A 25,856-nucleotide genomic window follows, 5' to 3' on the forward strand; every position below is an offset into this window, starting at 1 on the left:
TGTCGTTGCTTAGGTTCTTAATATACACCCGCCATTATGAGTTTTTGAGTGTGATAGGGGGTATCGGTTAGCACCCCCTTTTTACATGCAATTTTAGCTATTATTTGAATATGAGAGGATAAGTCTTTCTCGTTGATACTTTTTCATTGTTATAAACTTCTATCACCAAAACATAATCTCCGGCTATCATATTTTCCAGATCTAAAGCGATGTTTTTGGAAGAATGATTACTGAATCCAGAGACTTCATGGTAAATAATGTTTTCATCATTTATTACATGAACATAATAACTGACAAGTTCAGTTGAGTTTAGGGTGAAAGAAATATAGCTCTCGCCATTGGTCAGCCGATAGCTATATTGCAGGTTGCTCACTTCAAATTGAGGCGGGTTGGCACTTTCCGGGGTGTGGATATAATCTATCTTTTGTACCTTTTGTACCTTTTGTACCTTTTGTGGCACATGACTTGGCGGTATTGATAATGGATTTTTTGCAGCAGGTATACTCTGGATATTCATTAAGAAAATCAGTATTGCTGCGATGAGTGTTTTATTTATTTTCCTCATATTAACCTCGATATATTTTTAACGTACCGTTGGTCACTATCCGTTAGCTTCAAAAGTGAAATAATTTAATGTCATAGGTTTTACTCGCACTTTGGTGGTTTCTCATGGGGAGTCGAGGACAAGAATCAGCATGACTTATTTGTAATAATGATGAAATCTCATAATTTATGGCGTGATAATGATTTCAACGGCATCGCTATGCAGTGACGTGTTGAGAGGGGTAAATGGATAACAGGTGGCATGGTTATAATTTTAACTTTTTGATTTTACTGTTTTTTATTTAAAGTGTCGGTAAAGTGCGACAACGGGGATAGAGATTGTCTCAAAAAGGAGACATTTAACGTAATAATTTATATGTATTTTATTATATGTGTCATTAGGTGTCGGGGATTAGCGACAAAACAGCGATAACCCTACCGACTTGATAAGGGATTAGGTGGAGGTTATTTGTTCGTAAATTAAATTTGTGATTAAAATCAGTTAATTATGATTAATACCAAAAACTTGGCACGCTACCTGCATTGTTATTCTCAGTTGCTCATTCAACTCTTTATGATAGTCCCGCGTTTAGGCGGAATATGCGCTTCATAAGCCACCGAATGATGCCAAAGACTGGTACCTATCGTCCAACCAAATCGATATCGTGTGAATGCACATTATCAAACATCGGACGACACGTTGAGTTAGGTGCCGCCTATGTCCTGCTGTGATGAACTGTTCATCAACTTTGGACATGTCTGGATGCTATTCGTCTCATCCTCCCGATGATTGCTTCGGCTTCATCAAACTGGAGACGATATTTAAGGGCATCCAAATATTCTGTGACGGGGCAATTTATTGCCCCGTTGTCACATCTATACCGTCATACTCCAAGCTGCATGTGCGTTGGCTGCGATCGTTACTCGGCCCATCCATAGGCCTCATCTCCACGAGGCCGCTGCGAGCAGCGTTCAAATCTGCTCCCGGCAGATTGGTCACCCGAATCACTTATTCATGCTTATCGGGATTAATGAGCCTCAAAGAGGCTCACCCTGCGGGCTAACATAAATGCTGTTCAAATCGCTCTGCGACCGATTCGTCTCTCACTTGCCACCTTCCTGAACTCGAATTATTTAGGGTATATTATGGTCAAAGACAAGCTAAACTCTCTATTTTTACTGCAATTAATGATAAAAACAGGCCTGATGATGATTCTGACGATAATGGACAAGCCACATTAATTAAAAGCACTTTGCTCAAAGCCAAGTGCTTTTTTTATCTCAGCTCTGGTTAGATCATCTTAATTGAGGGACAGGCATTGTAATCCTGGCAAAGTCAGTTAGCATCACAACAGAATGATAGGTAATGAGATGATTTCGTTGAAAAGATGGCGTTTATTCCCCCGTTCTTTACGTCAATTAGTGCTCATGGCATTTCTGTTAGTGCTGTTGCCCTTATTGGTGCTGGCTTATCAAGCTTATCAGAGCCTTGACCATCTCAGCACCCAGGCGGCCAATATTAATCGCACCACGTTGGCAGATGCCCGGCGCAGTGAGGCCATGACCAGTGTGGCGCTTGAAATGGAGCGCAGCTATCGCCAATATTGTGTTCTGGATGATGCAACCCTGGCGAAGCTCTACCAGCAACAGCGTAAACAGTATGCGCAAATGCTTGATACACATGCAACAATCCTGCCTGATGCCCGTTACTATCAGACGTTACGTGAGCTGCTAATACAACTTTCTGATATTCAATGTAAAAATAGTGGGCCGGAACAGAATGCCTCTGCTTTGCTGGAGAAGTTTTCTCGATCGAATGCCGAAATGGTGCAGGCCACGCGCGATGTGATTTTCTCTCGTGGGCAACAACTGCAAAAAGATATCGCTGAACGTGGGCAATTCTTTGGCTGGCAGTCACTGTTGCTGTTTTTGGTCAGTGTCATGTTGGTAGTGCTATTCACCCGAATGATTATCGGCCCGGTTAAGGGAATTGAGCGAATGATTAACCGGTTAGGGGAAGGGCGGCCCTTGGGGAATACGGCACTGTTTAAAGGGCCGCGTGAGTTACGTTCACTGGCACAGCGCATCATCTGGCTTAGTGAACGTTTGGCCTGGCTTGAATCACAGCGTCACGAGTTTTTGCGCCATATCTCCCATGAGCTAAAAACGCCGTTGGCCAGTATGCGTGAGGGCACCGAGTTACTGGCCGATGAGGTTGCCGGGCCATTAACTTCAGATCAAAAAGAAGTGGTGGCTATCCTTGATAACAGCAGTCGCCATCTGCAATTGTTGATTGAGCAGTTGCTCGATTATAACCGTAAATTGGCCGATGGCCCCGGTGAGCTTGAGAATGTAGAGCTGGTTGAAATGGTGGAAGACGTGATTACTGCGCACAGTTTACCGGCCCGGGCCAAGATGATTCGTACCGAGACTGACTTGCACGCAGACATTTGTTGGGCAGAACCGACATTATTGATGCGGGTATTAGATAATCTCTACTCCAATGCGGTGCACTATGGCGAGGAATCCGGTACCATTTGGATTCGCAGCCGTGAGGTGAATAATCGGGTGCAAATTGATATTGCGAATACCGGGGTACCTATCCCGCAATCAGAAGAAACAATGATATTTGAGCCTTTTTTCCAAGGGAGCCATCAGCGAAAAGGGGCCGTCAAAGGCAGCGGATTGGGGCTGAGTATAGCTCAGGACTGCATCAGACGTATGCAGGGTGACCTACAATTGGTTACCGTGGATTATGCCGCAGTTTGCTTCCGTGTAGAATTGCCATTAACCGCTGAGAATGAATAAATAATGTACAACTGGTCTATGAGCTGCGTTATTAAAAAGACCGTCTCTTTGTCATACCAGACATCAACCAGAGCTAATAAGCTGGTGGGTCGACTCGGTTCGGGTATTTTTTGGCGAGCGTTATTGCTGGCTCCACTATTACTCACCGGGTGTACCGATAAGCCTAACGGCAGCCGCTTTTCACAAGCGGTTCAGATGGTGATACCGGAAACGAAAATCGTTGATTATCGAACCCTCTCTTGCGATGTCTTGTGGGGACTGGATGATAAAGAGACGCTGGAGAACTCCCTTTATTGGCTACGAGCGATGGATTGTGCCGAGCGTCTGGGTTCAACTCAAGCTCGGTCTTTAGCGAAAACATTGCCTGTTATGACCTGGTCTGCTGCGTTTAAACAGGGCATTCTGGTCAGCAGCGCTGATCCGTCGCTGTCAGAGCGGCGTCAGGTGGTTGAGCGGCTAAATAGTTACAGCCAAAGCTTTCCAGGCGCGGTGCGCCAACTGATTCAGTTGTGGCGCGAGCCGCAGGTATTGCGTATCTCGCTGGCAGAGGAGCGCATACGCTATCAGCGGCTGCAAGATGAATCTGACGCCCAAATTGATCGCCTGCGCGAAAGCCAGACCCGGCTGCAATATAACTTATTGGATACTACCCGTAAGCTGGAAAACCTGACCGATATTGAACGGCAGCTTTCATCACGCAAGCAGTTGCAAAATGAAATGCCAGAAGCCGATGCTGATAACAAAGCCGCTGTGCCAAAACCGGTGGAAATCAAACCTCAGCCAAAAGCAGAGCCTGCAAAACCAGCAGAAGCTAAGCCTGTGGAGGTTAAGCCATTAGAGGCTAAACCGGCTGAAAGCAAGCCCGCAGAGGTGGAACCGGCGCAAACGGTGGTGCCCTCTGGCAATCAGCCCGCAGCACCTGCACTAGCAAAACCGGCAGATACTTATACACCGCCTGCGGTGACACCAACGGATGTTCCACCTGCCTCCAATAAGGACACTCATGACACCACGCAAACCGGCCAATCTACTGCTGGTTGATGATGACCCAAGCTTACTTAAGCTTTTGGGGATGCGTCTAACCAGTGAAGGATTTAATGTCACCACGGCTGAGAGTGGCCAGGAAGCCCTGCGTCTGTTAATACGTGAAAAAATAGATTTGGTTATCAGTGACTTGCGCATGGATGAAATGGATGGCATGGCACTGTTCGTCGAGATTCAGAAACATCAGCCGGGGATGCCAGTGATTATTCTGACGGCCCACGGCTCGATACCTGATGCGGTTGCGGCAACCCAGCAGGGGGTGTTTAGCTTCCTAACCAAACCGGTTGATCGCGATGCTTTATATAAGGCTATTGATGCGGCATTGGAACTTTCCATTCCTGCCGGTGATGATAGCTGGCGTGAATCGATTGTTACCCGCAGCCCGGTAATGTTGCGCTTGCTTGAACAGGCAAAAATGGTGGCGCAATCTGATGTCAGCGTGCTGATTAACGGCCAAAGTGGTACCGGTAAAGAGGTCTTGGCACAAGCCATTCATGCTGCCAGCCCGCGAGCGAAAAAAGCGTTTATTGCGATCAACTGCGGTGCATTACCAGAGCAGTTATTGGAGTCCGAACTCTTCGGCCATGCCAAGGGTGCGTTTACCGGCGCAGTCAGTAGCCGTGAAGGGTTATTCCAGGCAGCAGAAGGTGGCACGCTATTTTTAGATGAAATCGGCGATATGCCGTTGTCATTACAAGTAAAATTACTGCGAGTGCTACAGGAGCGCAAAGTGCGTCCATTGGGTAGCAACCGCGATTTGAGTATTGATGTACGGATCATTTCGGCGACTCACCGTGATTTGCCTAAAGCAATGGCGAAAAATGAATTCCGCGAAGATCTCTACTACCGTTTAAATGTGGTCAATTTGAAAATTCCGGCACTGCATGAGCGCTCGGAAGATATTCCGCTGCTGGCCAACCATCTGTTGCGTGAATCAGCCAAACGCCATAAGCCATTTGTGCGTAGCTTCTCAACCGATGCCATGAAGCGGCTTATGACCGCCAGTTGGCCGGGCAATGTCCGCCAACTGGTCAACGTGATTGAACAATGTGTGGCATTGACCTCTGCGCCGGTTATCAGTGAAGCGTTGGTGGAACAGGCATTGGAAGGCGAGAACACCGCATTACCGACCTTTGTCGAGGCGCGCAATCAATTCGAATTGAATTATCTGCGTAAACTGCTACAAATCACTAAAGGCAATGTGACTCAGGCTGCCAGGATGGCGGGGCGTAACCGCACTGAATTTTATAAATTGCTGTCACGTCATGAGCTAGATGCCAATGATTTTAAAGAATAATAGTTGTGCGCTAATGACAAAAATTATTCCCGACCAAGCTGAAATAGAGTTTAAACACCCATGAGCAGATCACTTTCCATTGCGTTAGCCCAGCTAAATTGGCTGGTCGGCGATATCGAAGGCAACACTGAACGCATGTTGCAAACCTTAAATGAGCAGCAGAAGGCGGGTGCTGACCTGGTGATGTTCTCCGAGCTGGCTTTGTCCGGTTATCCGCCCGAAGATCTGCTGTATCGTGATGATTTCTATCAACGTTGTAAAACGCAGTTGGATCGTTTGCAGGCAGCAACCCAGCACACTGCCGTATTGGTAGGGCACCCGTGGCGTGAAGCGGGCAAGCTGTATAATGCCTTGTCCCTGTTTGCCGAAGGCAAATTGCTGGGGCGTTACTTTAAACAGCAACTGCCTAACTACGGTGTTTTCGACGAAAAACGCTATTTCTCAGCGGGTGACAAAAGCTGCGTGGTTGAGCTGAAAGGTTATCGCCTGGGGCTGCTGATTTGTGAAGATTTATGGTTCGATGGCCCGGTTGATGCGGTTAAAGCTGCGGGGGCTGAAATTGTATTGTCGATCAATGCCTCGCCGTATAACCGCGAAAAACCTTATATCCGCAAAACGCTAATGGCCGCTCACTGCCAGCGTACCGGCTTGCCATTGGTGTATCTCAACCAGATAGGCGGGCAGGATGAACTGATTTTCGATGGCTGTTCCAAAGTATTCGATGCTGCCGGTAATATGACCCATCGTCTGGCGGCATTTGCTGAGCAAACCACCTTATTGCAGTTCAAAGGGTGTGAAGTAGTGCCGATGATGGCACCTGCCGCTGAGTTGCCCCCATTGGCGCAGGTCTATGAGGCCTTGGTTTTGGCGGTGCGTGATTACGTGACTAAAAATGGTTTTAATGGCGCGGTGCTAGGCTTGTCCGGCGGGATTGACTCGGCACTGACACTGGCGATTGCCGTGGATGCGCTGGGTAAAGATAAGGTTCAGGCCTTGATGATGCCGTTCCGTTACACCGCTGATATCAGTATCGCGGATGCCAAAGAAGAGGCTGAAATTCTGGGAATTGAGTTCGATGTGCTCTCCATCGAACCGATGTTTGATGCCTTTATGAGCCAATTGTCGCCGATGTTTGCTGGCACCGCACGCGATACCACCGAAGAGAATCTTCAGGCGCGCTGTCGTGGTGTGGTGCTGATGGCTTTGTCCAACAAACGCCGCAGTATTGTATTAACCACCGGTAATAAAAGCGAAATGGCCGTAGGTTATGCCACGTTGTACGGTGATATGGCGGGCGGTTTTGATGTGTTGAAAGATGTACCTAAAACGCTGGTATTTAAACTGTCGGAATACCGTAATACCGTTTCATACGTGATCCCGCAGCGGGTCATTACCCGCCCACCGTCTGCTGAGCTGGCTCCAGACCAGAAAGATGAAGACAGCCTGCCACCTTATGATATTTTGGACGAGATCCTCGAAGGATACGTCGAACATGATAAGTCAGTCACCGATTTGGTCGCTGACGGCTTTGATGAAACTATTGTGCGTAAGGTCATCCGTCTGGTCGATATCAACGAATATAAACGGCGTCAGTCCGCTGTCGGGCCACGTATTACCGCCCGCAACTTTGGCAAAGACAGACGCTATCCGATTACATCAGGCTTTGGCCGCAAGAATTGGTAAAACAGGGATTCACCATGAAAAAAATTGACGCGATTATTAAGCCATTCAAACTCGATGATGTCCGTGAGGCGCTGGCTGAAGTCGGTATCACGGGCATGACGGTAACAGAAGTAAAAGGTTTTGGCCGCCAGAAAGGACATACTGAGCTGTATCGTGGCGCGGAATATATGGTGGATTTCCTGCCAAAAGTAAAAATCGAGATTGTTGTTGCTGACGATATCGTGGATACCTGTGTAGAAACCATCATGCAAACGGCTCAGACCGGTAAAATTGGCGATGGTAAAATCTTTGTTTTTGATGTCTCCCGTGTAGTTCGTATCCGTACCGGTGAGCAGGACGAAGAAGCGATTTAAATTCTGCATATTTAAGTCATCAATAAAAAGCCCGTTTGGTTTCCACGAACGGGCTTTTTTACACCTAAATACCCTTAAACCCGAAGTAATTGGGGTTGCAGGTAAGCAGCAAATGAACAAATCCCGATGAGCTTACTCAAGTAAGTGATTCGGGTGAGTGAACGTAGCTAACAACCCTGCAACTTCAAGTACAACGGGTTTATGCCGGGACAAATAACCCCAGCCAATAGAACAGATTCAGCACAATACCGGCAATAATCACGGCAACCACCGGTGCGGCAATTTTCATTACCGGGCGACCAATGGCTTCATTCAGGAAATATAAGGCTGTGGTGATGGTAAAACCGGTGTAACCGGCCATTTTGATCGAGGCAAAGATAGCCCCGATTAACAGTGCATATTCCATCAGCAAATTCATGGCATTACGAATATTGTCGGAAGCATTTCGCACCGACGGGAAACGGCCCAGCCATTTACCGATTGAACGTAACATCAATACTTCCAGCGATATCACTATCGCGCCAATTATCCCTGCCAGCAATGGGTTTGGTACCAGATAACCCACCACAAATACGAATGTGAAACCGGCCACAGCATAGACACCGGTTGCCAGCGCGGTGGTGGCAATCAGCGGCACAAAACCAAGGCCGCGCATAAACTCGGCCAGCGATGCCTGATGGATTAATGCCAGTGATTCTTCCGGTGTGATGCCCGGAGCGTACGCTTTGGCGAGCGTATAAATCGACACTTCGCTACCACCAAAGATCTTCATACTGGCGACGGCTGAAATTAAGCCACCAACAATGGCCAGCATCGGCAGATTTTTAATAATTCGCTGGGTTCGTTCTTCGAAAACAGAGTGCCCACCACCACCTCCGAGGTGGGTTTTTGCTTTCAAGTCTTGTGCGATAGCGATGCCGATAAGCAGGATCATACCGACGAAAATTTCAATCGATTCAGGGAAAAGCCCGGTAAAGCGGGTGATGACCAGGCGGGTCAGTAGCACGATAAAGGCAGAGACGACGGCAGTTTTCCAACCGAACTGGTAGAAAATGGCGACCAGCGGGAACAAGGCAAAGGCTGATATCACCGGGCTGCTCAATTCACCCAGCGAACCGATAAAGTTAACCGGTAAAGAGGTCAGCGCGGTATTAACGGCGGGTAAACTGGTCAGCGCCAAAATACCCCAAGCCGCGCCTAGCGCGAAGGCCAGATAGCTATTAATCGCCAACACGCCAATGATGTCGGTCGGCAGAAATAGCAGCCAGGAGTTAAGTAAACCGGTTGAGAGGGTAAATGAGATCCCAACCGAGGCAATAAAACCGACACTCAAGCCAAACGCGATACTGCCTGCTTCACGTCGGCTCATATTCCCTTCAACCAACTGCGGCAGAATAGGGCGAATACCGTCATGAAATACGGCCACAGAACGGTGAGACAGCAGCGCGGTCATCCCTGTCAGCAGGGCAACCACAATAATATGAATATAATCCACGGTGGCCCTTAGCGTAGCTGTGTAATTAGCAATGGGATAGCATGTTCAATATGTTCGACAGATAAGCCAAATGCCACTTTGCCATCAGTGACAAATTTTTCTATTTGTTCTGGTTTGGCTTTGATTCCCGGCTTGGCGATGGTGGCACTTTTGTTATAGCCGATAATGGCGATAGCCATTGATAACGCGGCTCCGGCCCCAGTGTTACAGGCACCAATATAATAATCCAACTGACCTTCTTTCACTTTTACCGCCGCATCCATATCCGAAAGAATAAATGTTTCAAAGGTATTCGGTGCCGTCTGCTCGATCATCTCGCGTATTAACTCGCGTTGCAGCCCGGCAATGCCAATCTTCTTCATAATCACTTTCCTTGCGTTGAGAAAAATTTATTAGGATTGTGGCGCAGCATCATTTCCACATGATCTTGTGAAAGTCCGGCGGCCAGTAACAGGGGAATAAACGTATCAACTAAATAACTAAAGCCGCTACCACCATTGGTTTTTAAATGGGAGCGACGGGTGATATCCATCGAAAGCATTACCTTATCCAACAATCCACGTTCAGCCAGCATCACTAACATGGCGACACGCCGTTCATCCGGGAAATAGCTGTTTTTGCCGATAGTATCGAACTGTACGTAAACGCCTTTATCGATCATTCGCAAAATAAGGTCTGGTTGCTCTTTGAGATCACAATGGCCGATAACCACCCGATTCAGTGGGACGCCATGTTGTTCGAGCAGGGCGATTTGTTCTAATCCCATTGTGCTGAAACTGGTATGCGTGGAAATGGCTAAACCGGTGGCGTGGTGCGCTAATGCTGCGGCATGGAATACTTTTGCTTCATCGGCCGTAACCACCCCCTCACTGGTACCAATCTCGGCAATGACACCCGCTTTGAGTTCGGTGCCATCAATACCTAGCTCGATTTCATCGATCATAGTTTGTGCCAATTGCTGTGCGGTACTTTCACGCACCATCGGCGGATAAAAACTGTCGGTATAGTAACCGGTTGACGCGATAACATTGATGCCACTGTCCCGCATCAAATTCAATAAAAACTGCGGGTTACGCCCCATGTAGCGATTGGTGACTTCAACGATGTTTGCTACCCCTTTGCTCACTAATTCGCGCATTTCGTCACAAATCGGCGGGTATTGGTCCAACCGGCAGTCCAGATTATTTTTAAAGCCAGATAAATCAATGTGGAGATGTTCGTGAGCGTAGGTATAACCGTTAGGATTAATCATCGTTCAGGCTCCGAAGGCGACAGAGAGTATTTGTAAGATAACACCCAGAGATGATGCATTATTGATTTCTGGGAGAGAAATTCATTAATATTACTTATGATACCGGCAATGACTATACCCTTCTTAGCGGGAGATGCAGCGATTAACTCAGACTATTTCCTTAATTATCATAGCGGCCAGGCAAGCGGGGATCTCCGCTTTGAATCCCATCAATGAGCACTACCTCGCTGCGGGTGACGCCAACTAACCGTACCGCAGGCATCTCGCGGATGGCGGCAATGACGACTGGCGGCCCGCGAAATCTCTAATGCTTACTCCTGCGAGAAAACTGTAATGACTTCAGGTTGCCAACTGACAATATCATCTACCCTTGCAGAAGGTGGCTGCACCAGATGGCCGATATGAGCTACGGGAATTGCGTGTCGGTGTAGTTGGCGCGCTTCTTTAAAATCCACCGCTGCCATACCCCTGAGAAACGGGCGATTTTATTGTTTATTCCTTCATAACGACATGCCAGTAAGCGGCGACACAATTCAGGATTATGCCCAAACTGTTTGCTCATAAAATAGAGTTTTATATTGTAATGGCTGGCCGTTTTGAGCAATTGACAGGCATTGGCTTCTGTTTGTTCAACATCAATTAATCTGGGGTTCTGTTTTAACAGGGTTTTTAAAAACATTTGATGTCCTAATAGCCCGAGGTGGTTTTCATTAAGTCATGATAGCGTTAAATTATTATTATTTTGAATATTTAAGCAGGCACCTGTTTGATAACTATTAAAGCCTGCCCCGATTTAGCACCGTGGGGGCATGTCACTAGCAAGGTATAGACTGTAAAGGTTTGCGAGTAAATATCCGATTTCATTTTCTGTCGGTTTTAGCGGAAAATACGCCAATAAATCCTGATTGATTTCTCTGATATAATGGATTTCTTCGCTTTGATAGATTTCCGCTAATATTACCGGGTCCAGCCCCTGAATTTCCTCACCACGGCGGGTACGCATCAGCGCATTTGCCATATGAGTGATGGCCATCACCCCTTGCTCGCCGTGAACGGGCAACTGCCAGAAGTTATCTAACCGACTGATAACCTTGTCTAAACCATGCCCGATATCGAGATCGATAACCCCAGACTGACACAAAATATTTAGGCGTGAATTGATACAGAGTTCCAAAGAGTTGCTCCTCTGAAAACAGTCTATTATCCGTCATACTTCAAGTCGCGGGTGTGTTGACGCTCTGCCACTCAAATTATGATTATATAACAATGTGTTATAATTAATATCGAGGTTCTATCTCACCATTTTGTACTGCGCGCTGGTGGTTCAGCAACAATGTTCCATTGATGCCTTTCTCCAGTAACAGTTTGATCGGATGGTTATCTGGCCGGATGAGGAGCACCGCCTGAGATGCCTGAATATAACGCTCATCACCCTGCAATTTTGTTGCCTGCAAATGTTCATGGGGAACATTCTCCGTCAGGTTCCAGATAGCAGCATCAATATCACCACGGCTAATATGTGCAATACAGTCGCTATAAGGTATCTCTACCAATTCAATCGGTTGCCCGGCGAATTTAATCTCGGTCAACAGGCACTGGTCTGGTGACCGAGGGTCTAATCCTACCCGACGAATATTCTGTTGTTCACCAGGGCGGCAAATCAATTGGTGACCATCGACGTAAGAGCCATTACCAAGATTGAGCGCCAGCGCGACCTTCCCTTCATCAATATAACTCTTGGCCGCCAGATGGGACACCACCGCGATATCGTAAATACCGTCTATCAGGCATTCGATACGTACCTCAGCGCCACGCATATGGGCGAAATAGAGGGGAAGCAAGGTAAACTGCTCTCTTAAACCACTGGCCAAACCTTCATAAAGCTTGGTGTAGGGCAATGGCATGGCACAGACCATGTTGCCGAGATCAGCTTGCTGCAACAAAAGTGGCATATTGAGATCAACCAGCAGCGTGCCATTGCGGCCATGACGCTCGACCACGATAATCCCTTCGGCCTCAAGCACTTTTAATGCGTGCTGTATCACGCCGACTGAAATTCCGAAATCATCTGATAGATCGTCGATAGTCTTTAGCCGACTACCGGGGCGCTCGCCAATTAAATAGCGCGCCATTGATACCAGAGCCAACCCTTCTTTTTTTATAAATTTCTTACTCATGGTGGGTCAAATAGCCTTATGTTGCCCAGCAGTCAATTATGTTACCTGACAATAGAGGATAAGAAGATGATTTTAGTCGTACTATTAATTTTCAATTATATGAATATTTTAACATTCATATAAATATATCATCGTGGCAATATTAAGTGAGGATATATGAGAGCTACATCAAGTTTTATCAACTTTTAAAGCAGGATACAAACGCTTTTCTTATAGCAGAATAGCTGGTCAGTTGGGGGCTGACCAGCGAGAAATTAAATAAAATTCAATTACTAGATAACTTTATGTGGGCCGAAGCATTCATAGTGAATTCGCTCAGCTGCAACACCTTGCGCCAATAATTGGCGACCAGCAAATTGCATAAAGGCTACTGGGCCGCAGAAATAGTAATGTCGGTTGGGATCGGCTGCTAACCACTGGTGCGAACTAAGATCCATAAATCCTTTGCTATGATAATCCTCGCCCTGACCATCCTGTGCGGTTGGTTCGCGATACCATACATGGCGGCTAAGATTAGGCATGTTTTCAGCAATTGCCGCGACTTCATCAGCGAAGGCATGGACCCGACCGTTTTCTGCCGCATGTAGCCAATGTACCGGAGCTGCATGTTGCTGGCTATGAAGGGTATTAAGCATACTTAACATGGGCGTTTGGCCGACACCGGCTGAGATCAGTGCGACCGGCGTCTGTGGCGAAACATCCAGGAAGAAATCGCCGCGCGGTGGGGCGATGCGCACGCTATCTCCTTCATTTAATTTACCATGTAGATAGTTTGAAACAGTACCTTGCTCTTCACGTTTCACCGCAATGCGGTAAGTTTTGCCATTCGGTGCGGCGGTCAGTGAATATTGGCGAATTTCCTGATATTCGAGGCTTTCATCTTCAATATAGATACCCAAATATTGGCCTGGTTTGAAATCAAGCACTCGTCCGCCATCTTCGGGTGCTAACACAAAGCTACAAATTACCTCGCTCTGCATCTCTTTTTTAATAATGCGGAAACGACGCAAGTTTCTCCAGCCGCCGGTTGCGGATTCACTCTGTTGATAGATCTGCTTTTCCCGCTGAATAAACACGTCAGCCAGCACGCCATAGGCTTTACCCCAGGCATCCAACACCTCCTGACCTGGAGACAGTAACTCATCTAATGTGCTTATTAGATGATGGCCAACGATTGGGTAGTGCTCTGGTTGAATATTCAGGCTGGCGTGTTTATTGGCAATTCGCTCGACTGCGGGGAGCAGGGCGGCCAGGTTATCAATATTCGCCGCATAGGCACAAATGGCATTAAACAGCGCTTCACGCTGATCCCCATTGAACTGATTGCTCATGTTGAAAATGTGCTTGAGTTCTGGGTTGTGCTTGAACATGCGATCGTAAAAATGTGCAGTCAGTTTGGGGCCAGTCGCGGCAAGTACAGGGATGGTAGACTTGACGATGGCGATGGTTTGACTATCCAGCATGGTGTGCTCCTTGTTCCCTTTGTACTTGGTGTTGCAGCTAACCTGATATCGCTGTAACGCCAATTACTTTAGGTATTATAGTGTGTAAATTAATAGATGTATTCTATATGCACCTTATAGGTTTTTCGGGAATTTGTAAATACACTTTCCGATGCTAGGGAGAATATGTATGGCGCGTTAATCCAGAGAATATGAAAAAAGCACATGATGAATATGAGGATAATTCCGTTGCAGTGGATGAACTATGAACAGCTCAAAGCCTTATGTAGCCTCAAGCCAATCGTTTGCGTAAAAACCTCTGTCAAGACCTATCTTAACGGGGGCGAAACAGTTTACACTGTGCTCTACAACCCGAAGGGGTAGCCCACCAGGTCTATTTTGTTAGCTAAGTCAGGAGAGCCGGATGTTAAAGCGTGAAATGAACATTGCCGATTATGATGCAGATCTATGGCGTGCAATGGAGCAAGAAGTGGTGCGTCAGGAAGAGCACATTGAGCTGATTGCCTCTGAGAACTACACCAGCCCGCGTGTTATGCAGGCACAGGGTTCTCAGTTGACGAATAAATATGCTGAAGGTTATCCGGGCAAGCGTTACTACGGTGGCTGTGAGTATGTCGACGTGGTAGAGCAACTGGCTATTGATCGTGCTAAAGAGCTGTTTGGTGCCGATTACGCCAACGTTCAGCCGCATTCCGGTTCGCAAGCTAACGTGGCAGTTTACTCTGCTTTACTGCAACCCGGCGACACTGTTCTGGGTATGAATCTGGCACACGGCGGCCATTTAACTCACGGTTCACCGGTTAACTTCTCCGGTAAATTGTACAATATCGTGCCTTACGGTATCGATGAATCTGGCAAGATTGATTACGCCGATTTGGCCGCTCAGGCTGAAAAATATAAACCAAAAATGATTATTGGTGGCTTCTCCGCCTATTCCGGTATCGTTGATTGGGCAAAAATGCGCGAAATTGCAGACAGCATTGATGCATGGCTGTTTGTCGATATGGCTCACGTAGCAGGCCTGGTGGCTGCGGGCGTATACCCTAACCCGGTTCCTCATGCGCATATCGTGACGACTACTACGCACAAGACATTGGCTGGCCCTCGCGGTGGTTTGATTCTGGCTAAAGGGGGGGATGAGGATTTGTACAAGAAACTTAACTCATCTGTTTTCCCAGGTAATCAGGGCGGCCCATTGATGCATGTTATCGCGGGTAAAGCGGTAGCACTGAAAGAAGCGATGGAGCCTGAGTTCAAAATTTACCAGCAACAAGTGGTTAAAAACGCCAAAGCGATGGTATCCGTGTTCCAGGAACGCGGTTATAAAGTGGTGTCTGGCGGTACTGAAAATCACCTGTTCCTGCTGGATCTAGTGGATAAAGACGTCACCGGTAAAGACGCCGATGCTGCTTTGGGTCGTGCCAATATCACCGTGAACAAAAATAGTGTACCTAACGATCCGAGAAGCCCATTTGTGACTTCTGGCGTGCGTATCGGTAGCCCTGCTATCACGCGTCGCGGCTTCAAAGAAGCGGAATCTCGTGAACTGGCTGGCTGGATGTGTGATGTGTTGGATAACATCAACGATGAAGCGACCATTGAGCGTATCAAACAGAAAGTTCTGGCTATCTGTGCTCGTTTGCCCGTTTACGCATAATAGCGTTGCATCAGTTGTAATGAAAACCCGCTAATGCGGGTTTTTTTACGCCTGTTGGCGGGTAACCTAGGCCAACAGGCGATGCGAGGGCTGCCGCGTAATAGGGTGTTATTGTGTAAAACCCAATGCTTAAGTGTGAACTTACTCTCAAACTCTATGTTTGCAGAATTACAAAGTTGCTAGCAGGCGGGGCCTCTGTCACAGTGACGGGCTGACCCTGGAGGGATTCATGGTATTGCAATCAACACGTTGGCTGTCGCTCAACTATTTCACTTATTTCTTTTCTTATGGCATTTTCCTGCCTTTCTGGGGCATCTGGTTGCAAGGCGAAGGGATACCACCTGAAACCATCGGTATCTTGTTGGGCGCAGGCTTAATTTCTCGTTTCCTCGGCAGTCTGATCATAGCCCCTAGTGTGAAAGATCCATCCCATCTGGTTACCGCCATTCGTATTCTGGCGCTGCTGACATTAGCCTTTGCGGTCGGTTTCTGGTTCGGCAATGGTTGGGCTTGGTTGATGGTGGTTATTGCGGGCTTCAACCTGTTTTTTGGCCCACTGGTGCCATTGACCGATGCACTTGCGGCTACTTGGCAGAAACAGATATCAATGGATTACGGTAAAGTCCGGTTATGGGGATCGCTGGCCTTTGTAATTGGCTCGGCGTTGACCGGTAAGCTAGTCTCGGTTTGGGGCCATCCCGCTATCCTCTACAGCCTGATTTTTGGTGTTTCAGCTATGCTGCTGGGATCTTTGCTGAGGCCCAGTGTGATGCCAAAAGGAGAAGTTAAAAGTCGTAATGTGGTGGCAACGGATTGGAAAGTCTTACTCGCTGAGCCGCAAGTGTGGCGTTTTCTACTCTGCGTGACGTTATTACAGGGTGCTCATGCCGGTTACTACAGTTTCAGCTCCATTTACTGGCAAGAGGCAGGTTATTCCGCAGCGACTATTGGTTATTTATGGTCGCTGGGGGTGGTCGCCGAGATCCTGGTCTTTGCATTCAGTAATGTGCTGTTTCGCCGCTGGACGGCCCGCAGCCTGCTCCTGCTTTCGGCCATCAGCGGCATTATCCGCTGGGGCATGATGGCCTCGACTACGGAGTTAGCGTGGTTAATCCTGATTCAGATCCTTCACTGTGGCTCATTCACGGTCTGTCATCTGGCGGCAATGCGCTTTATCGCCGCACGGCGTGGGGCGGATGTTATCCGTTTGCAGTCGGTTTATTCTGCGCTGGCGATGGGGGGCGGTATTGCGATAATGACCGTGATTTCGGGTTTCTTATTCGAGCATTATCAAGGCGGTGTTTTCTGGGTTATGGCGTTGATCGCCATCCCTGCACTGTTTATTCGCCCTCGGGTTGTTGCTGATTCAGAAGGGGGAGCGGGTTAAGGCAGCTCCAATACCTTGTGTAGCTGCTTAATTTGTTGCTCGGTCAGTGGTAATAATACCTGAATCAGTGGGGGTGTTGATTCAGGTTGCCGCACGGCATAAGGGCTAATGACCACTGAGGTGCCCGCAGGTGCGCCGGATTGTAGATATACGTCGTGGGGCAAGTATTTGACATGCAACGGCAGCAGGGTCAGTTCACGTATCTGTTGTTCCAACTGTTCTTCTAGCGCTAAATTGTTCCGCGTTAGCAGTAAAATCTGTTTTTCGTGTAAGGCATTTTCCTGCATTAACCAGGCACCGAAACTAATGGCGATCAGGCCAATTTCCTCGGCAGAAAATTGGATCTGATACTCCTGTTCAAACTCCGTCAGCGCTTGTTGTGTGGCGCGCAGTAAGCGGGGATATTTACGATTTACTTCTTCTAGAAATGAATTATCAATCCCAATATTGAAATAGCATCGTTCAATCGCAGGGGCGAGGTGAGCAAACAATTGGTTGACCAGCGCATCATTATTGCTGCTGAATGCCATGCCGGATAGTTGCTTAAAACGCTTAATCAATTGGTTAATCGCGGTTATCAGGCGTTCATCTTCGGCGGATTGAGAACTGTGATAGCTGTGGGCTTTAATCATGGTTAACATCAGCACCAGCATATCGCGCTCAATAGAATCCAATGGCTGATTTAGCAGCGGATTAAATGCATGGTACAGGCTGTCTGCCGCCGCCAACGCGGGTTTGCACGTCAACCATTGCTGCTGTGTTTGTGATAGCTCAGGGGGGATTTGTTGTTGATTCTCCCAAGCACAATAGGCTAAATAGAGTTGCAAAAATTGGCGATCTTTTTCATTGAGTCGCCGGTTCAAATGGGGTTCGCACTGGCTGACTATCTGTGGCAAATGTTCTGATAACAAACGCTCATCCCACGACAGTGCCTGATATAAGCAGGGGGCGAAATGGTTTTCGATAAAATGGGGGCAATAGCGTAGCCCACGCCGTAGCCAATGGATAAGGCACAGTCTTTTATCCAGTCTGCTGCCGTAAACCAGGCAAATATCATCAGGATTGGCATTGAGCTGCAAATGGTAGAAACGCTGGATTTCACTGGCAACCTCGGCTATATCTTGCCGTGTCGTTGTCAGGTCGACGCCGTTTAATTGGCTAATGGTATCGAGTTGTACCACCGATGCTGGCATAAAAAGCATCAAAACCATATGACAGCGCCGCTGCTGACCTGATAGCGGTTGACTGGATAATAGGGTCACAGAGGAAGTGTCCTGTCTCATATAACCTTCAGTGATGAATGAGTTGTTATTTATCAGTATCAAGCATAGCAAAAGAGATTCATTCAGTTGGTTAGAGCAGAGGGCTTTTACATCGACTTACAACTTACATCACAGTTATGCCCTTTGTACCTGGCGCTACAGCGGGTGAGCTACGCGCACTTACCCGAATCACTGACTTATGTAAGCTCATTGGAATGCGTTTACTGGCGGCCTACCTGTAACCCCAGTGACTTTGTGTATATCGTAGAATTTCCAAGGATTGATTAATGCGTAGTATGTTATATCATAACAAAACGATTGTAATTAACCGACTTACTACCTTGTTGTTAGCGGTGGCCGCTTTTATTTACAGCCCGCAGGCTCTGGCCCATCCTCATAGCTTTATTGATATGGATGCCACTTTCGTCAGTGAAAAACAGACATTGATAGGCATGAAAATGGTGTGGACGATGGATGAAATCACCTCTGCTGATTTGCTGTATGACGCAGAAAATGCCAAGAGTGATGGCGAAATTTGGAAAAAGTTGGCGGCAGAAGTGATGGCTAATGTACTGGGACAACACTATTTCACTGATATCTACCGTGATGGTAAGCCAGTGAAATATAAAAACTTGCCGACAGAATATCGTTTGTCCCGCAAGGGGCATCAGGCCGTACTTGAGTTCATTTTGCCGCTGGCGGAACCACAACCGTTGGCGGGTAAGCCTTTTATCATTTCAACTTATGATACGACCTATTTTGTTGATATGACCTATGCCAGTGACAAAGCGATACGGCTGTCACCTGAAATGGAGAAAAGCTGCAAGTTGGCGCTATTTACCCCGAATCCAAACGCCTCTTTACAGGCTTATGCATTGTCACTGGATAAAAATGATTCACCGGGAGAGGACATGGAACTGGGACAACAATTTGCGCAGCGAGTGACGGTACAATGTCAGTAGGACTTGCAACTGCAACTCGCCAGCGACACGGGTTGGTTAATTTATGGCCGCTGTTTTTGTTCTTATTTCTGTTGGCGGGAGCCGCACAGGTAGCCTGGTTCTATTGGCCTGAACTGCTGTTTAAAACCGTGGTCTGGCAAAAAATTATGCACCAGCAAATGGCGCAACTGTTGCAGCAGGTTAAAGCTAACCCCCAGCAAACCGGGCTGGCACTGATGATGTTTAGCCTGATGTATGGCGTGCTTCATGCCGTCGGCCCAGGGCATGGCAAAGTAGTGATAGTAACTTATCTGGCAACCCATCCGGCGCAGCTAAAAAGTAGCTTGAAGCTGACTTTTGCCGCCTCAATATTGCAGGGCGGGGTGGCTATCTTATTGGTTACGGTATTGCTGGGCGTGTTGCAACTCTCTTCGCGCTATTTACACCAAAGCAGCTTATGGCTGGAAAAAGGCAGTTTCCTGCTGGTTATCGGTTTAGGTCTGTTGCTGTGTTACCGCGCAATAAAACGGCTTTATTATCAAGTGAAGTTATTAAAGCCGCAAAAAATGACCATTCAGCGAATACAGCCTCTATCCGCGAGCCATGTTCACAGCGACAACTGTGGTTGTGGACATCGCCATCTGCCCAGTTCACAAGAGCTACAGGCCAGTAATGACTGGCGTACCCGGCTGGCAATTGTACTGGCGATGGGAATGCGGCCCTGTTCTGGTGCGATCATGGTGCTGCTGTTTGCCAAAGTGATTGGTGTCTATTGGTGGGGTATTTTATCCGCGATAGCGATGGCGATTGGCACATCACTGACGATTTCGTTGCTGGCGCTGTTGGTTCACTATGCGCGGCGTTTGGCGGTGCATTTAGGCCGTAATCGTACACCCGCAGCATGGGGGCCTATTGCCTGGTCGACTCTGGCATTAACCGGTGGTCTTATTTTATTGTTTGCCGGAGTGCTGCTTTACCTTTCTAGCCAGCCGGAAATGATGGGGGGGATCAGGCCATTTGGTCGTTAATCCTCACAATAAAAAAGCCAGCCAGGGTTAGCCGACTGGCTTTTTTGTATCAAACCGTCATTCATATATACTCTAAATAATTCGAGTTGCAGGAAGGCAGCAAGAGAGAAGAACCCAATGAGCTTACATAAGTAAGTGATTCGGGTTATTGAACGCAGCCAACGCACATGCAGCTTGAAGTATGACGAGTATAGAATTAACGCTTCAGGGCATCACTCACTTCTGCTTGTACTATTGCGTTAAGAATGCCTTTTATAACGCGTGGATTACCCGCTACCACATTGCCAGAGTTGAAATGGTTATGGCCACCGGCAAAATCAGACACCACACCGCCTGATTCACGCACCAGCAGCTCGCCACCGGCAAAATCCCACGGCTTCAAGCCAATCTCAAAGAAACCATCCACACGGCCGGCGGCAACATACGCCAAATCCAGTGCCGCTGAACCGGCGCGACGAAAATCAGCACACTGTTCAAACAGTTTACCCACCACTCGCAGATAAGCTGGAGCGTGTTGTTTTACTTTGAACGGGAAACCGGTTGCCAGAATGGTGCCGTCTAAATCTTTGGCATTGGTGCCACGCAGACGATAACCGTTTAATTGCGCACCCTGACCACGAGTCGCGGTAAACAGTTCGTTACGCATTGGGTCATAAACCACGGCAACTTCGGTACGGCCTTTAATGCGTACCGCGATAGAAACCGCGAAATGAGGGAGACGTTTAATGAAGTTGCTAGTGCCATCCAGTGGATCAATAACCCATTGCACATCTTTGTCTTCGCCTTCCAACTCACCGCACTCTTCACTAATAATGGTGTGTTTTGGATAAGATTTACGGATTATCTCGATAATCAGTCTTTCTGATTCGCGGTCAACATTGGTAACAAAATCGTTACTGCCTTTCTGGCTCACTTCGACAGCGTCGGGCGTTTCATAACTTTTGGCAATCAGGTTACCGGCCTTACGCGCAGCGCGTATGGCGATAGTCAGCATTGGATGCATGGGTATCTTCCACTAGGATGTTAAAGAACGAGAAACGGCGCGTAGTATAGCAGGGGTTCGGATAAATGCCTATACCCGCCACCCTTCAAGATGCAGGGGTGTTGGCTGCCTACCTGCAACTCGAAGTAGCTTGGGTATATGTCTGTGTTAAGATATGCCGATTCCCCGTTATCCTCAGAGTTTGTATGTTACACAATATTCGTATCGTTTTGGTTGAGACCTCACACACCGGCAATATGGGTTCGACAGCCAGAGCCATGAAAACAATGGGATTAACCAATTTATATCTGGTTAATCCGTTAGTTAAACCGGATTCTCAGGCCATTGCACTATCGGCCGGTGCCAGCGATGTGATTGGCAATGCCACTATTGTCGATACGCTGGATGAAGCGTTAGCCGGTTGCAGCCTGGTTATCGGCACCAGCGCCCGTTCCCGCACCTTACCGTGGCCGATGCTAGAGCCGCGTGAATGTGGTGTTCGCAGCGCGCAGGAAGCCGAACATGCGCCAGTCGCATTGGTATTTGGCCGTGAGCGAGTTGGTCTGACTAACGATGAACTGCAAAAGTGCCATTATCATGTTGCCATTCCGGCTAACCCTGAGTACAGCTCACTGAATCTGGCGATGGCGGTACAAATTATAGCCTATGAAGTGCGCGTGGCTTTCCTTGAAAGGCAACAAGCGGTAGTACCTGTAATAGAAAAAGAGGAAGCCCCTTATCCGTTAGTGGATGATCTGGAGCGTTTCTACCTGCATTTGGAGCAGGTTTTATCCCATACTGGCTTTATTCGTCAGGCCCACCCAGGGCAAATAATGAGCAAATTACGCCGCCTGTTTACCCGTGCGCGGCCCGAGGTTCAAGAGCTAAATATCCTGCGCGGGATGCTGACATCCATCGAGAAACAAGATAAATACCCACAAGGTAGTGCGGGTGATGCTGCACCAGATAATAAAAATTAATGCCTTATATCAATTAGTTATTACAGAAAATATCGCGTATTATTGAAAATGAAAAAGGCCAATAATACTTGAGTGAATTACTAGGTTAAATAGTTGACTAAAACACTCAAGAATGTCAGACTTCTGGCTCGTTTTAACCAACAGGTAATTTTAGCTATGAGACTGACTTCCAAAGGCCGTTATGCCGTGACCGCCATGCTTGATGTGGCATTACATTCCCAGGACGGGCCAGTTCCTCTGGCCGATATTTCAGAGCGTCAGGGGATTTCGTTATCCTATCTGGAACAGCTTTTTTCACGTTTACGCAAAAATGGCTTAGTCGCCAGCGTTCGTGGTCCAGGTGGCGGTTACCTGCTGGGTAAAGATGCATCAGCCATCGCAGTAGGTGCGGTTATTACTGCTGTAGACGAATCTGTCGATGCCACCCGTTGTCAGGGTAAAGAAGGCTGTCAGGGGGGCGATCGTTGCCTGACCCACACCTTATGGCGTGATTTGAGTGAGCGCATCAGCAGCTTCCTCAATAACATTACATTGGCAGAACTGGTGAATAATCAAGACATTCTAGAGGTCGCGGATCGTCAAAACAACGATACGCGCCGTACGGCTAATGGCCGACCGCAAGAGACGATTAACGTCAATCTGCGCGCATAAGCAGAATTTGCGGAATTTTACGTTTTGGAAGTGATGTACGGAGCAAAAGAGCAATGACCGAATCAAAATTAAAGTTACCGATCTATCTGGATTATTCAGCCACGACCCCAGTAGACCCGCGTGTCGCTGAAAAAATGATGCAGTATCTGACTCTGGATGGCATCTTCGGTAACCCCGCCTCTCGTTCCCACAAGTTTGGCTGGCAGGCAGAAGAAGCTGTTGATATTGCACGTAATGATATTGCTGCATTGGTAGGTGCGGACCCTCGTGAGATTGTCTTCACCTCTGGCGCAACCGAGTCTGATAACCTTGCAATCAAAGGTGCTGCTAATTTCTATCAGAAGAAAGGCAAGCACATCATCACCTGTAAAACCGAACATAAAGCAGTGTTAGATACTTGTCGCCAGTTGGAGCGTGAAGGCTTCGAGGTGACTTATCTGGCACCGCAGTCTAACGGTATTATCGATCTGAAACAGCTTGAAGCGGCCATGCGTGCAGATACCATTTTGGTTTCTATCATGCATGTGAATAATGAAATCGGTGTGGTACAGGATATCGCGGAAATCGGCGAAATGTGCCGTAGTCGCGGGATCATATTCCACGTTGATGCTACGCAAAGCGTCGGTAAATTACCGATTGATCTGAGCCAACTGAAAGTCGATTTGATGTCCTTCTCCGCCCATAAAGTTTATGGCCCGATGGGGATTGGCGCGCTGTTTGTTCGCCGTAAGCCACGTATTCGCATTGAAGCCCAGCAGCACGGTGGTGGTCATGAGCGCGGTATGCGTTCGGGCACTTTGCCAGTACACCAGATTGTTGGCATGGGTGAAGCTTACCGTATTGCCAAAGAAGAGATGAAAAGTGAAGCTGCGCGCCTGCGTTCATTGCGCCTGCGTTTGTGGAACGGTATCAAAGATATCGAAGAAGTTTACTTGAATGGCGATTTAGAGAATGGTGCACCTGGCATTCTTAACGTCAGCTTCAACTATGTTGAAGGTGAATCGCTTATCATGGCACTGAAAGATCTGGCAGTTTCATCGGGTTCAGCCTGTACTTCCGCGAGTCTGGAACCTTCTTACGTGTTGCGCGCGTTGGGGATGAACGACGAACTGGCTCACAGTTCAATCCGTTTCTCTCTGGGGCGTTTCACCACTGAAGAAGAGATCGACTACGCCATTGCGCTGGTACGTAAATCCATTGGTCGTCTGCGTGACTTGTCTCCGTTATGGGATATGTTCAAGCAGGGCGTGGATATCAGCAGCATTGAATGGTCTCACCATTAATTCCAGACTTTAAGACTCAGGAGTAATCACATGGCTTACAGCGAAAAAGTAATCGATCACTACGAAAATCCACGTAACGTCGGGTCATTCGACAACGAAGATCCTACCATCGGTAGCGGTATGGTTGGCGCACCGGCGTGTGGTGATGTCATGAAGTTGCAGATCAAAGTCAACGACGCCGGTATTATTGAAGATGCGCGTTTCAAGACTTACGGTTGCGGCTCTGCCATTGCTTCCAGCTCTCTGGTAACTGAATGGATGAAAGGCAAGTCTCTCGATCAGGCTGAAGCGATTAAAAATACTCAGATCGCCGAAGAACTGGAGTTACCGCCAGTCAAAATTCACTGCTCAATTTTGGCAGAAGATGCCATTAAAGCAGCTATCGCCGACTACAAAAGCAAACATACTGCCAAGTAGTTGTAATATAGATACCCTAAATAATTCGAGTTACAGGAAGGCGGCCAACGCATTTGTAGCTTGAAGTATGACGGGTATAAGTTATCAGAGTTGAGGAAGGTCTATGTCGATATCAATCAGCGACAGTGCTGCACAGCGGGTCAGCGCCTTTTTAAATAACCGTGGTAAGGGCTTGGGTTTGCGCTTAGGCGTTCGAACTTCGGGCTGCTCCGGTATGGCGTATATCCTGGAATTTGTTGATGAAATGAACGATGACGACATCGTTTTTGAAGACAAAGGCGTGAAAGTGATCATCGACGGCAAAAGCATGGTCTATCTTGACGGCACCGAATTGGATTTCGTCAAAGAAGGTCTGAACGAAGGCTTTAAGTTCAACAATCCGAACGTCTCCAGTGAGTGTGGATGTGGCGAAAGCTTTAACGTCTGACCCTGTTTTGTTCCTACCTCAGGCACTTGTGCTTCATACAGCTCTCTTGCGTTATAAGTGGGCTGTATAACTTTCAGCTAAGTCATCACATATTCTTGAGCATTCTATGGATTACTTCACATTATTTGGGTTACCGCCTCAGTACCTGATCGATGGTAGCCGACTCACGACCCGCTATCAGGAATTGCAGCGCCAATTCCATCCTGACCGTTTTGCCAATCAGCCTGAACGCGAGCGTTTGGCCTCGTTACAGCAAGCTGCGACCATCAATGATGCCTACCAAACCCTCAAGCACCCGTTAAAACGGGCTGAGTATATGCTATCTTTGCAGGGTTTTGATTTAGGCAATGAACAACATACTTTGCGCGATACTGCGTTTCTGATGGAGCAATTGGAGCTGCGCGAAGAGCTTGATGCCATCGAACGCAATCCAGATGCCGAAACGCAACTCGCGGCATTTAGTCACCGCGTGGCTTTGATGACAAAAACGCGCAGCCAACTGATGGTTGAGCAATTGGATCAGCAACAGTGGGAACAAGCCGCTGATACGGTTCGAAAATTACGTTTTCTGGATAAATTACAGCAACAGGTTGAACAGCTCGAAGAGCGTTTGTTTGATGGTTTATCTCTTTAGTGAAGTGAACAGTTGTATCTAATTGATAAAAATAAATAAAGATCAATTTATTGATGACTGCAATGCCCAGCTACTTCTTATTAGGGCGCGTC

At 47.6% G+C, this 25,856-nt stretch carries 24 protein-coding genes and 1 pseudogene; 15 read left to right on the forward strand and 10 right to left on the reverse strand.

Going from position 1 to position 25,856, the window contains the following annotated elements; genetic code table 11:
• Nucleotides 1-100 precede the first annotated feature (100 nt).
• Nucleotides 101-565 (reverse strand): hypothetical protein, encoded by a 465-nt coding sequence (locus AT01_RS17280; RefSeq protein ID WP_042548024.1) that lies wholly within the window; start codon nucleotides 563-565, stop codon nucleotides 101-103.
• Between the two features lie 1,349 nt (nucleotides 566-1,914).
• Here AT01_RS17280 and AT01_RS17285 point away from each other — a divergent pair.
• The 5 genes from AT01_RS17285 to glnB are packed head-to-tail and all read left to right on the forward strand — an operon-like array spanning nucleotide 1,915 to nucleotide 7,728.
• Nucleotides 1,915-3,351, forward strand: a complete 1,437-nt coding sequence (locus AT01_RS17285) for a sensor histidine kinase (protein ID WP_042548025.1) — start codon at nucleotides 1,915-1,917, stop codon at nucleotides 3,349-3,351.
• 18 nt (nucleotides 3,352-3,369) lie between these two features.
• The gene (qseG, locus tag AT01_RS17290; protein ID WP_235427316.1) at nucleotides 3,370-4,392 is read left to right on the forward strand and encodes a two-component system QseEF-associated lipoprotein QseG; all 1,023 of its coding nucleotides are present in this window, start codon (nucleotides 3,370-3,372) and stop codon (nucleotides 4,390-4,392) included.
• A complete protein-coding gene (glrR, locus tag AT01_RS17295) occupies nucleotides 4,355-5,692 on the forward strand; it encodes a two-component system response regulator GlrR (protein ID WP_042548027.1) in 1,338 nt (445 codons plus the stop codon). Before qseG ends, glrR begins: the two co-directional genes overlap by 38 nt.
• A gap of 60 nt (nucleotides 5,693-5,752) precedes the next feature.
• On the forward strand, nucleotides 5,753-7,375 hold the full coding sequence (locus tag AT01_RS17300) for an NAD+ synthase (RefSeq protein ID WP_042548028.1): 1,623 nt from the start codon (nucleotides 5,753-5,755) through the stop codon (nucleotides 7,373-7,375).
• Between the two features lie 14 nt (nucleotides 7,376-7,389).
• Nucleotides 7,390-7,728, forward strand: coding sequence for a nitrogen regulatory protein P-II (gene glnB, locus AT01_RS17305; protein WP_004704019.1), 339 nt, complete (start codon nucleotides 7,390-7,392; stop codon nucleotides 7,726-7,728).
• A 199-nt stretch (nucleotides 7,729-7,927) separates the two neighbouring features.
• Here glnB and AT01_RS17310 read toward each other — a convergent pair whose 3' ends face one another.
• The 7 genes and pseudogenes from AT01_RS17310 to hmpA form a co-directional block, all read right to left on the reverse strand.
• A complete protein-coding gene (locus AT01_RS17310; protein ID WP_042548693.1) occupies nucleotides 7,928-9,181 on the reverse strand; it encodes a YhfT family protein in 1,254 nt (417 codons plus the stop codon).
• Nucleotides 9,182-9,231: 50 nt separating this feature from the next.
• The gene (locus AT01_RS17315; RefSeq protein WP_004702379.1) at nucleotides 9,232-9,585 is read right to left on the reverse strand and encodes a DUF2620 domain-containing protein; all 354 of its coding nucleotides are present in this window, start codon (nucleotides 9,583-9,585) and stop codon (nucleotides 9,232-9,234) included.
• Between the two features lie 2 nt (nucleotides 9,586-9,587).
• Nucleotides 9,588-10,475, reverse strand: a complete 888-nt coding sequence (locus tag AT01_RS17320) for a phosphotriesterase-related protein (protein ID WP_042548029.1) — start codon at nucleotides 10,473-10,475, stop codon at nucleotides 9,588-9,590.
• A gap of 208 nt (nucleotides 10,476-10,683) precedes the next feature.
• Nucleotides 10,684-11,154: pseudogene (locus tag AT01_RS21855) on the reverse strand (YhfX family PLP-dependent enzyme); the annotation flags it as partial.
• A gap of 114 nt (nucleotides 11,155-11,268) precedes the next feature.
• Nucleotides 11,269-11,649, reverse strand: coding sequence for a hypothetical protein (locus tag AT01_RS17330; RefSeq protein ID WP_042548030.1), 381 nt, complete (start codon nucleotides 11,647-11,649; stop codon nucleotides 11,269-11,271).
• A 103-nt stretch (nucleotides 11,650-11,752) separates the two neighbouring features.
• Nucleotides 11,753-12,652, reverse strand: coding sequence for a GntR family transcriptional regulator YhfZ (gene yhfZ, locus AT01_RS17335; RefSeq protein ID WP_042548031.1), 900 nt, complete (start codon nucleotides 12,650-12,652; stop codon nucleotides 11,753-11,755).
• A 272-nt stretch (nucleotides 12,653-12,924) separates the two neighbouring features.
• Complete coding sequence (hmpA, locus tag AT01_RS17340; RefSeq protein WP_042548032.1) at nucleotides 12,925-14,115, reverse strand: NO-inducible flavohemoprotein; 1,191 nt, start codon at nucleotides 14,113-14,115, stop codon at nucleotides 12,925-12,927.
• Between the two features lie 403 nt (nucleotides 14,116-14,518).
• Between hmpA and glyA the strand changes: the two genes are divergently transcribed.
• Complete coding sequence (gene glyA, locus AT01_RS17345) at nucleotides 14,519-15,772, forward strand: serine hydroxymethyltransferase (protein WP_042548033.1); 1,254 nt, start codon at nucleotides 14,519-14,521, stop codon at nucleotides 15,770-15,772.
• Nucleotides 15,773-16,001: 229 nt separating this feature from the next.
• Entirely contained in the window at nucleotides 16,002-17,159 is a 1,158-nt protein-coding gene (locus AT01_RS17350) for a 3-phenylpropionate MFS transporter (protein WP_004702399.1), read from the forward strand.
• Here AT01_RS17350 and csiE read toward each other — a convergent pair.
• Nucleotides 17,156-18,442: a stationary phase inducible protein CsiE gene (gene csiE, locus AT01_RS17355; protein ID WP_042548034.1), complete on the reverse strand. Its 1,287-nt coding sequence runs from the start codon at nucleotides 18,440-18,442 to the stop codon at nucleotides 17,156-17,158. The two genes, AT01_RS17350 and csiE, sit on opposite strands and share 4 nt — an antisense overlap.
• A 266-nt stretch (nucleotides 18,443-18,708) precedes the next feature.
• On the opposite strand from csiE, the gene AT01_RS17360 reads away from it, so the two are divergent.
• Together AT01_RS17360 and AT01_RS17365 are read left to right on the forward strand one after the other, a co-directional pair.
• Nucleotides 18,709-19,383: a DUF1007 family protein gene (locus AT01_RS17360; protein ID WP_042548035.1), complete on the forward strand. Its 675-nt coding sequence runs from the start codon at nucleotides 18,709-18,711 to the stop codon at nucleotides 19,381-19,383.
• Entirely contained in the window at nucleotides 19,374-20,390 is a 1,017-nt protein-coding gene (locus AT01_RS17365; protein ID WP_042548036.1) for a nickel/cobalt transporter, read from the forward strand. Before AT01_RS17360 ends, AT01_RS17365 begins: the two co-directional genes overlap by 10 nt.
• Before the next feature lie 196 nt (nucleotides 20,391-20,586).
• On the opposite strand, the gene suhB is transcribed toward AT01_RS17365, so the two are convergent.
• On the reverse strand, nucleotides 20,587-21,393 hold the full coding sequence (gene suhB / locus AT01_RS17370; protein WP_042548037.1) for an inositol-1-monophosphatase: 807 nt from the start codon (nucleotides 21,391-21,393) through the stop codon (nucleotides 20,587-20,589).
• 185 nt (nucleotides 21,394-21,578) lie between these two features.
• Between suhB and trmJ the strand changes: the two genes are divergently transcribed.
• The 6 genes from trmJ to hscB all read left to right on the forward strand — a co-directional run bounded on the left by trmJ (nucleotide 21,579) and on the right by hscB (nucleotide 25,764).
• Nucleotides 21,579-22,352, forward strand: coding sequence for a tRNA (cytosine(32)/uridine(32)-2'-O)-methyltransferase TrmJ (gene trmJ / locus AT01_RS17375; RefSeq protein WP_042548038.1), 774 nt, complete (start codon nucleotides 21,579-21,581; stop codon nucleotides 22,350-22,352).
• 156 nt (nucleotides 22,353-22,508) lie between these two features.
• Nucleotides 22,509-23,003, forward strand: coding sequence for a Fe-S cluster assembly transcriptional regulator IscR (iscR, locus tag AT01_RS17380; RefSeq protein WP_004707916.1), 495 nt, complete (start codon nucleotides 22,509-22,511; stop codon nucleotides 23,001-23,003).
• Nucleotides 23,004-23,056: 53 nt separating this feature from the next.
• Nucleotides 23,057-24,286, forward strand: coding sequence for an IscS subfamily cysteine desulfurase (locus AT01_RS17385; protein WP_042548039.1), 1,230 nt, complete (start codon nucleotides 23,057-23,059; stop codon nucleotides 24,284-24,286).
• A 30-nt stretch (nucleotides 24,287-24,316) separates the two neighbouring features.
• Nucleotides 24,317-24,703, forward strand: coding sequence for a Fe-S cluster assembly scaffold IscU (gene iscU, locus AT01_RS17390; protein WP_042548040.1), 387 nt, complete (start codon nucleotides 24,317-24,319; stop codon nucleotides 24,701-24,703).
• Between the two features lie 103 nt (nucleotides 24,704-24,806).
• Nucleotides 24,807-25,130: an iron-sulfur cluster assembly protein IscA gene (gene iscA / locus AT01_RS17395; RefSeq protein ID WP_004702422.1), complete on the forward strand. Its 324-nt coding sequence runs from the start codon at nucleotides 24,807-24,809 to the stop codon at nucleotides 25,128-25,130.
• Nucleotides 25,131-25,236: 106 nt separating this feature from the next.
• On the forward strand, nucleotides 25,237-25,764 hold the full coding sequence (hscB, locus tag AT01_RS17400; protein WP_042548041.1) for a co-chaperone HscB: 528 nt from the start codon (nucleotides 25,237-25,239) through the stop codon (nucleotides 25,762-25,764).
• The last annotated feature ends 92 nt before the right edge of the window (nucleotides 25,765-25,856 follow it).

This window comes from Yersinia aldovae 670-83, assembly GCF_000834395.1.
Lineage (GTDB): Bacteria > Pseudomonadota > Gammaproteobacteria > Enterobacterales > Enterobacteriaceae > Yersinia > Yersinia aldovae.

Coding starts and splice junctions, on each gene's coding strand:
- AT01_RS17280 (WP_042548024.1), bottom strand. CDS start 565: ATGAGGAAAATAAATAAAACACTCATCGCAGCAATACTGATTTTCTTA.
- AT01_RS17285 (WP_042548025.1), top strand. CDS start 1,915: ATGATTTCGTTGAAAAGATGGCGTTTATTCCCCCGTTCTTTACGTCAA.
- qseG (WP_235427316.1), top strand. CDS start 3,370: ATGAGCTGCGTTATTAAAAAGACCGTCTCTTTGTCATACCAGACATCA.
- glrR (WP_042548027.1), top strand. CDS start 4,355: ATGACACCACGCAAACCGGCCAATCTACTGCTGGTTGATGATGACCCA.
- AT01_RS17300 (WP_042548028.1), top strand. CDS start 5,753: ATGAGCAGATCACTTTCCATTGCGTTAGCCCAGCTAAATTGGCTGGTC.
- glnB (WP_004704019.1), top strand. CDS start 7,390: ATGAAAAAAATTGACGCGATTATTAAGCCATTCAAACTCGATGATGTC.
- AT01_RS17310 (WP_042548693.1), bottom strand. CDS start 9,181: ATGACCGCGCTGCTGTCTCACCGTTCTGTGGCCGTATTTCATGACGGT.
- AT01_RS17315 (WP_004702379.1), bottom strand. CDS start 9,585: ATGAAGAAGATTGGCATTGCCGGGCTGCAACGCGAGTTAATACGCGAG.
- AT01_RS17320 (WP_042548029.1), bottom strand. CDS start 10,475: ATGATTAATCCTAACGGTTATACCTACGCTCACGAACATCTCCACATT.
- yhfZ (WP_042548031.1), bottom strand. CDS start 12,652: ATGAGTAAGAAATTTATAAAAAAAGAAGGGTTGGCTCTGGTATCAATG.
- hmpA (WP_042548032.1), bottom strand. CDS start 14,115: ATGCTGGATAGTCAAACCATCGCCATCGTCAAGTCTACCATCCCTGTA.
- glyA (WP_042548033.1), top strand. CDS start 14,519: ATGTTAAAGCGTGAAATGAACATTGCCGATTATGATGCAGATCTATGG.
- AT01_RS17350 (WP_004702399.1), top strand. CDS start 16,002: ATGGTATTGCAATCAACACGTTGGCTGTCGCTCAACTATTTCACTTAT.
- csiE (WP_042548034.1), bottom strand. CDS start 18,442: ATGAGACAGGACACTTCCTCTGTGACCCTATTATCCAGTCAACCGCTA.
- AT01_RS17360 (WP_042548035.1), top strand. CDS start 18,709: ATGCGTAGTATGTTATATCATAACAAAACGATTGTAATTAACCGACTT.
- AT01_RS17365 (WP_042548036.1), top strand. CDS start 19,374: ATGTCAGTAGGACTTGCAACTGCAACTCGCCAGCGACACGGGTTGGTT.
- suhB (WP_042548037.1), bottom strand. CDS start 21,393: ATGCATCCAATGCTGACTATCGCCATACGCGCTGCGCGTAAGGCCGGT.
- trmJ (WP_042548038.1), top strand. CDS start 21,579: ATGTTACACAATATTCGTATCGTTTTGGTTGAGACCTCACACACCGGC.
- iscR (WP_004707916.1), top strand. CDS start 22,509: ATGAGACTGACTTCCAAAGGCCGTTATGCCGTGACCGCCATGCTTGAT.
- AT01_RS17385 (WP_042548039.1), top strand. CDS start 23,057: ATGACCGAATCAAAATTAAAGTTACCGATCTATCTGGATTATTCAGCC.
- iscU (WP_042548040.1), top strand. CDS start 24,317: ATGGCTTACAGCGAAAAAGTAATCGATCACTACGAAAATCCACGTAAC.
- iscA (WP_004702422.1), top strand. CDS start 24,807: ATGTCGATATCAATCAGCGACAGTGCTGCACAGCGGGTCAGCGCCTTT.
- hscB (WP_042548041.1), top strand. CDS start 25,237: ATGGATTACTTCACATTATTTGGGTTACCGCCTCAGTACCTGATCGAT.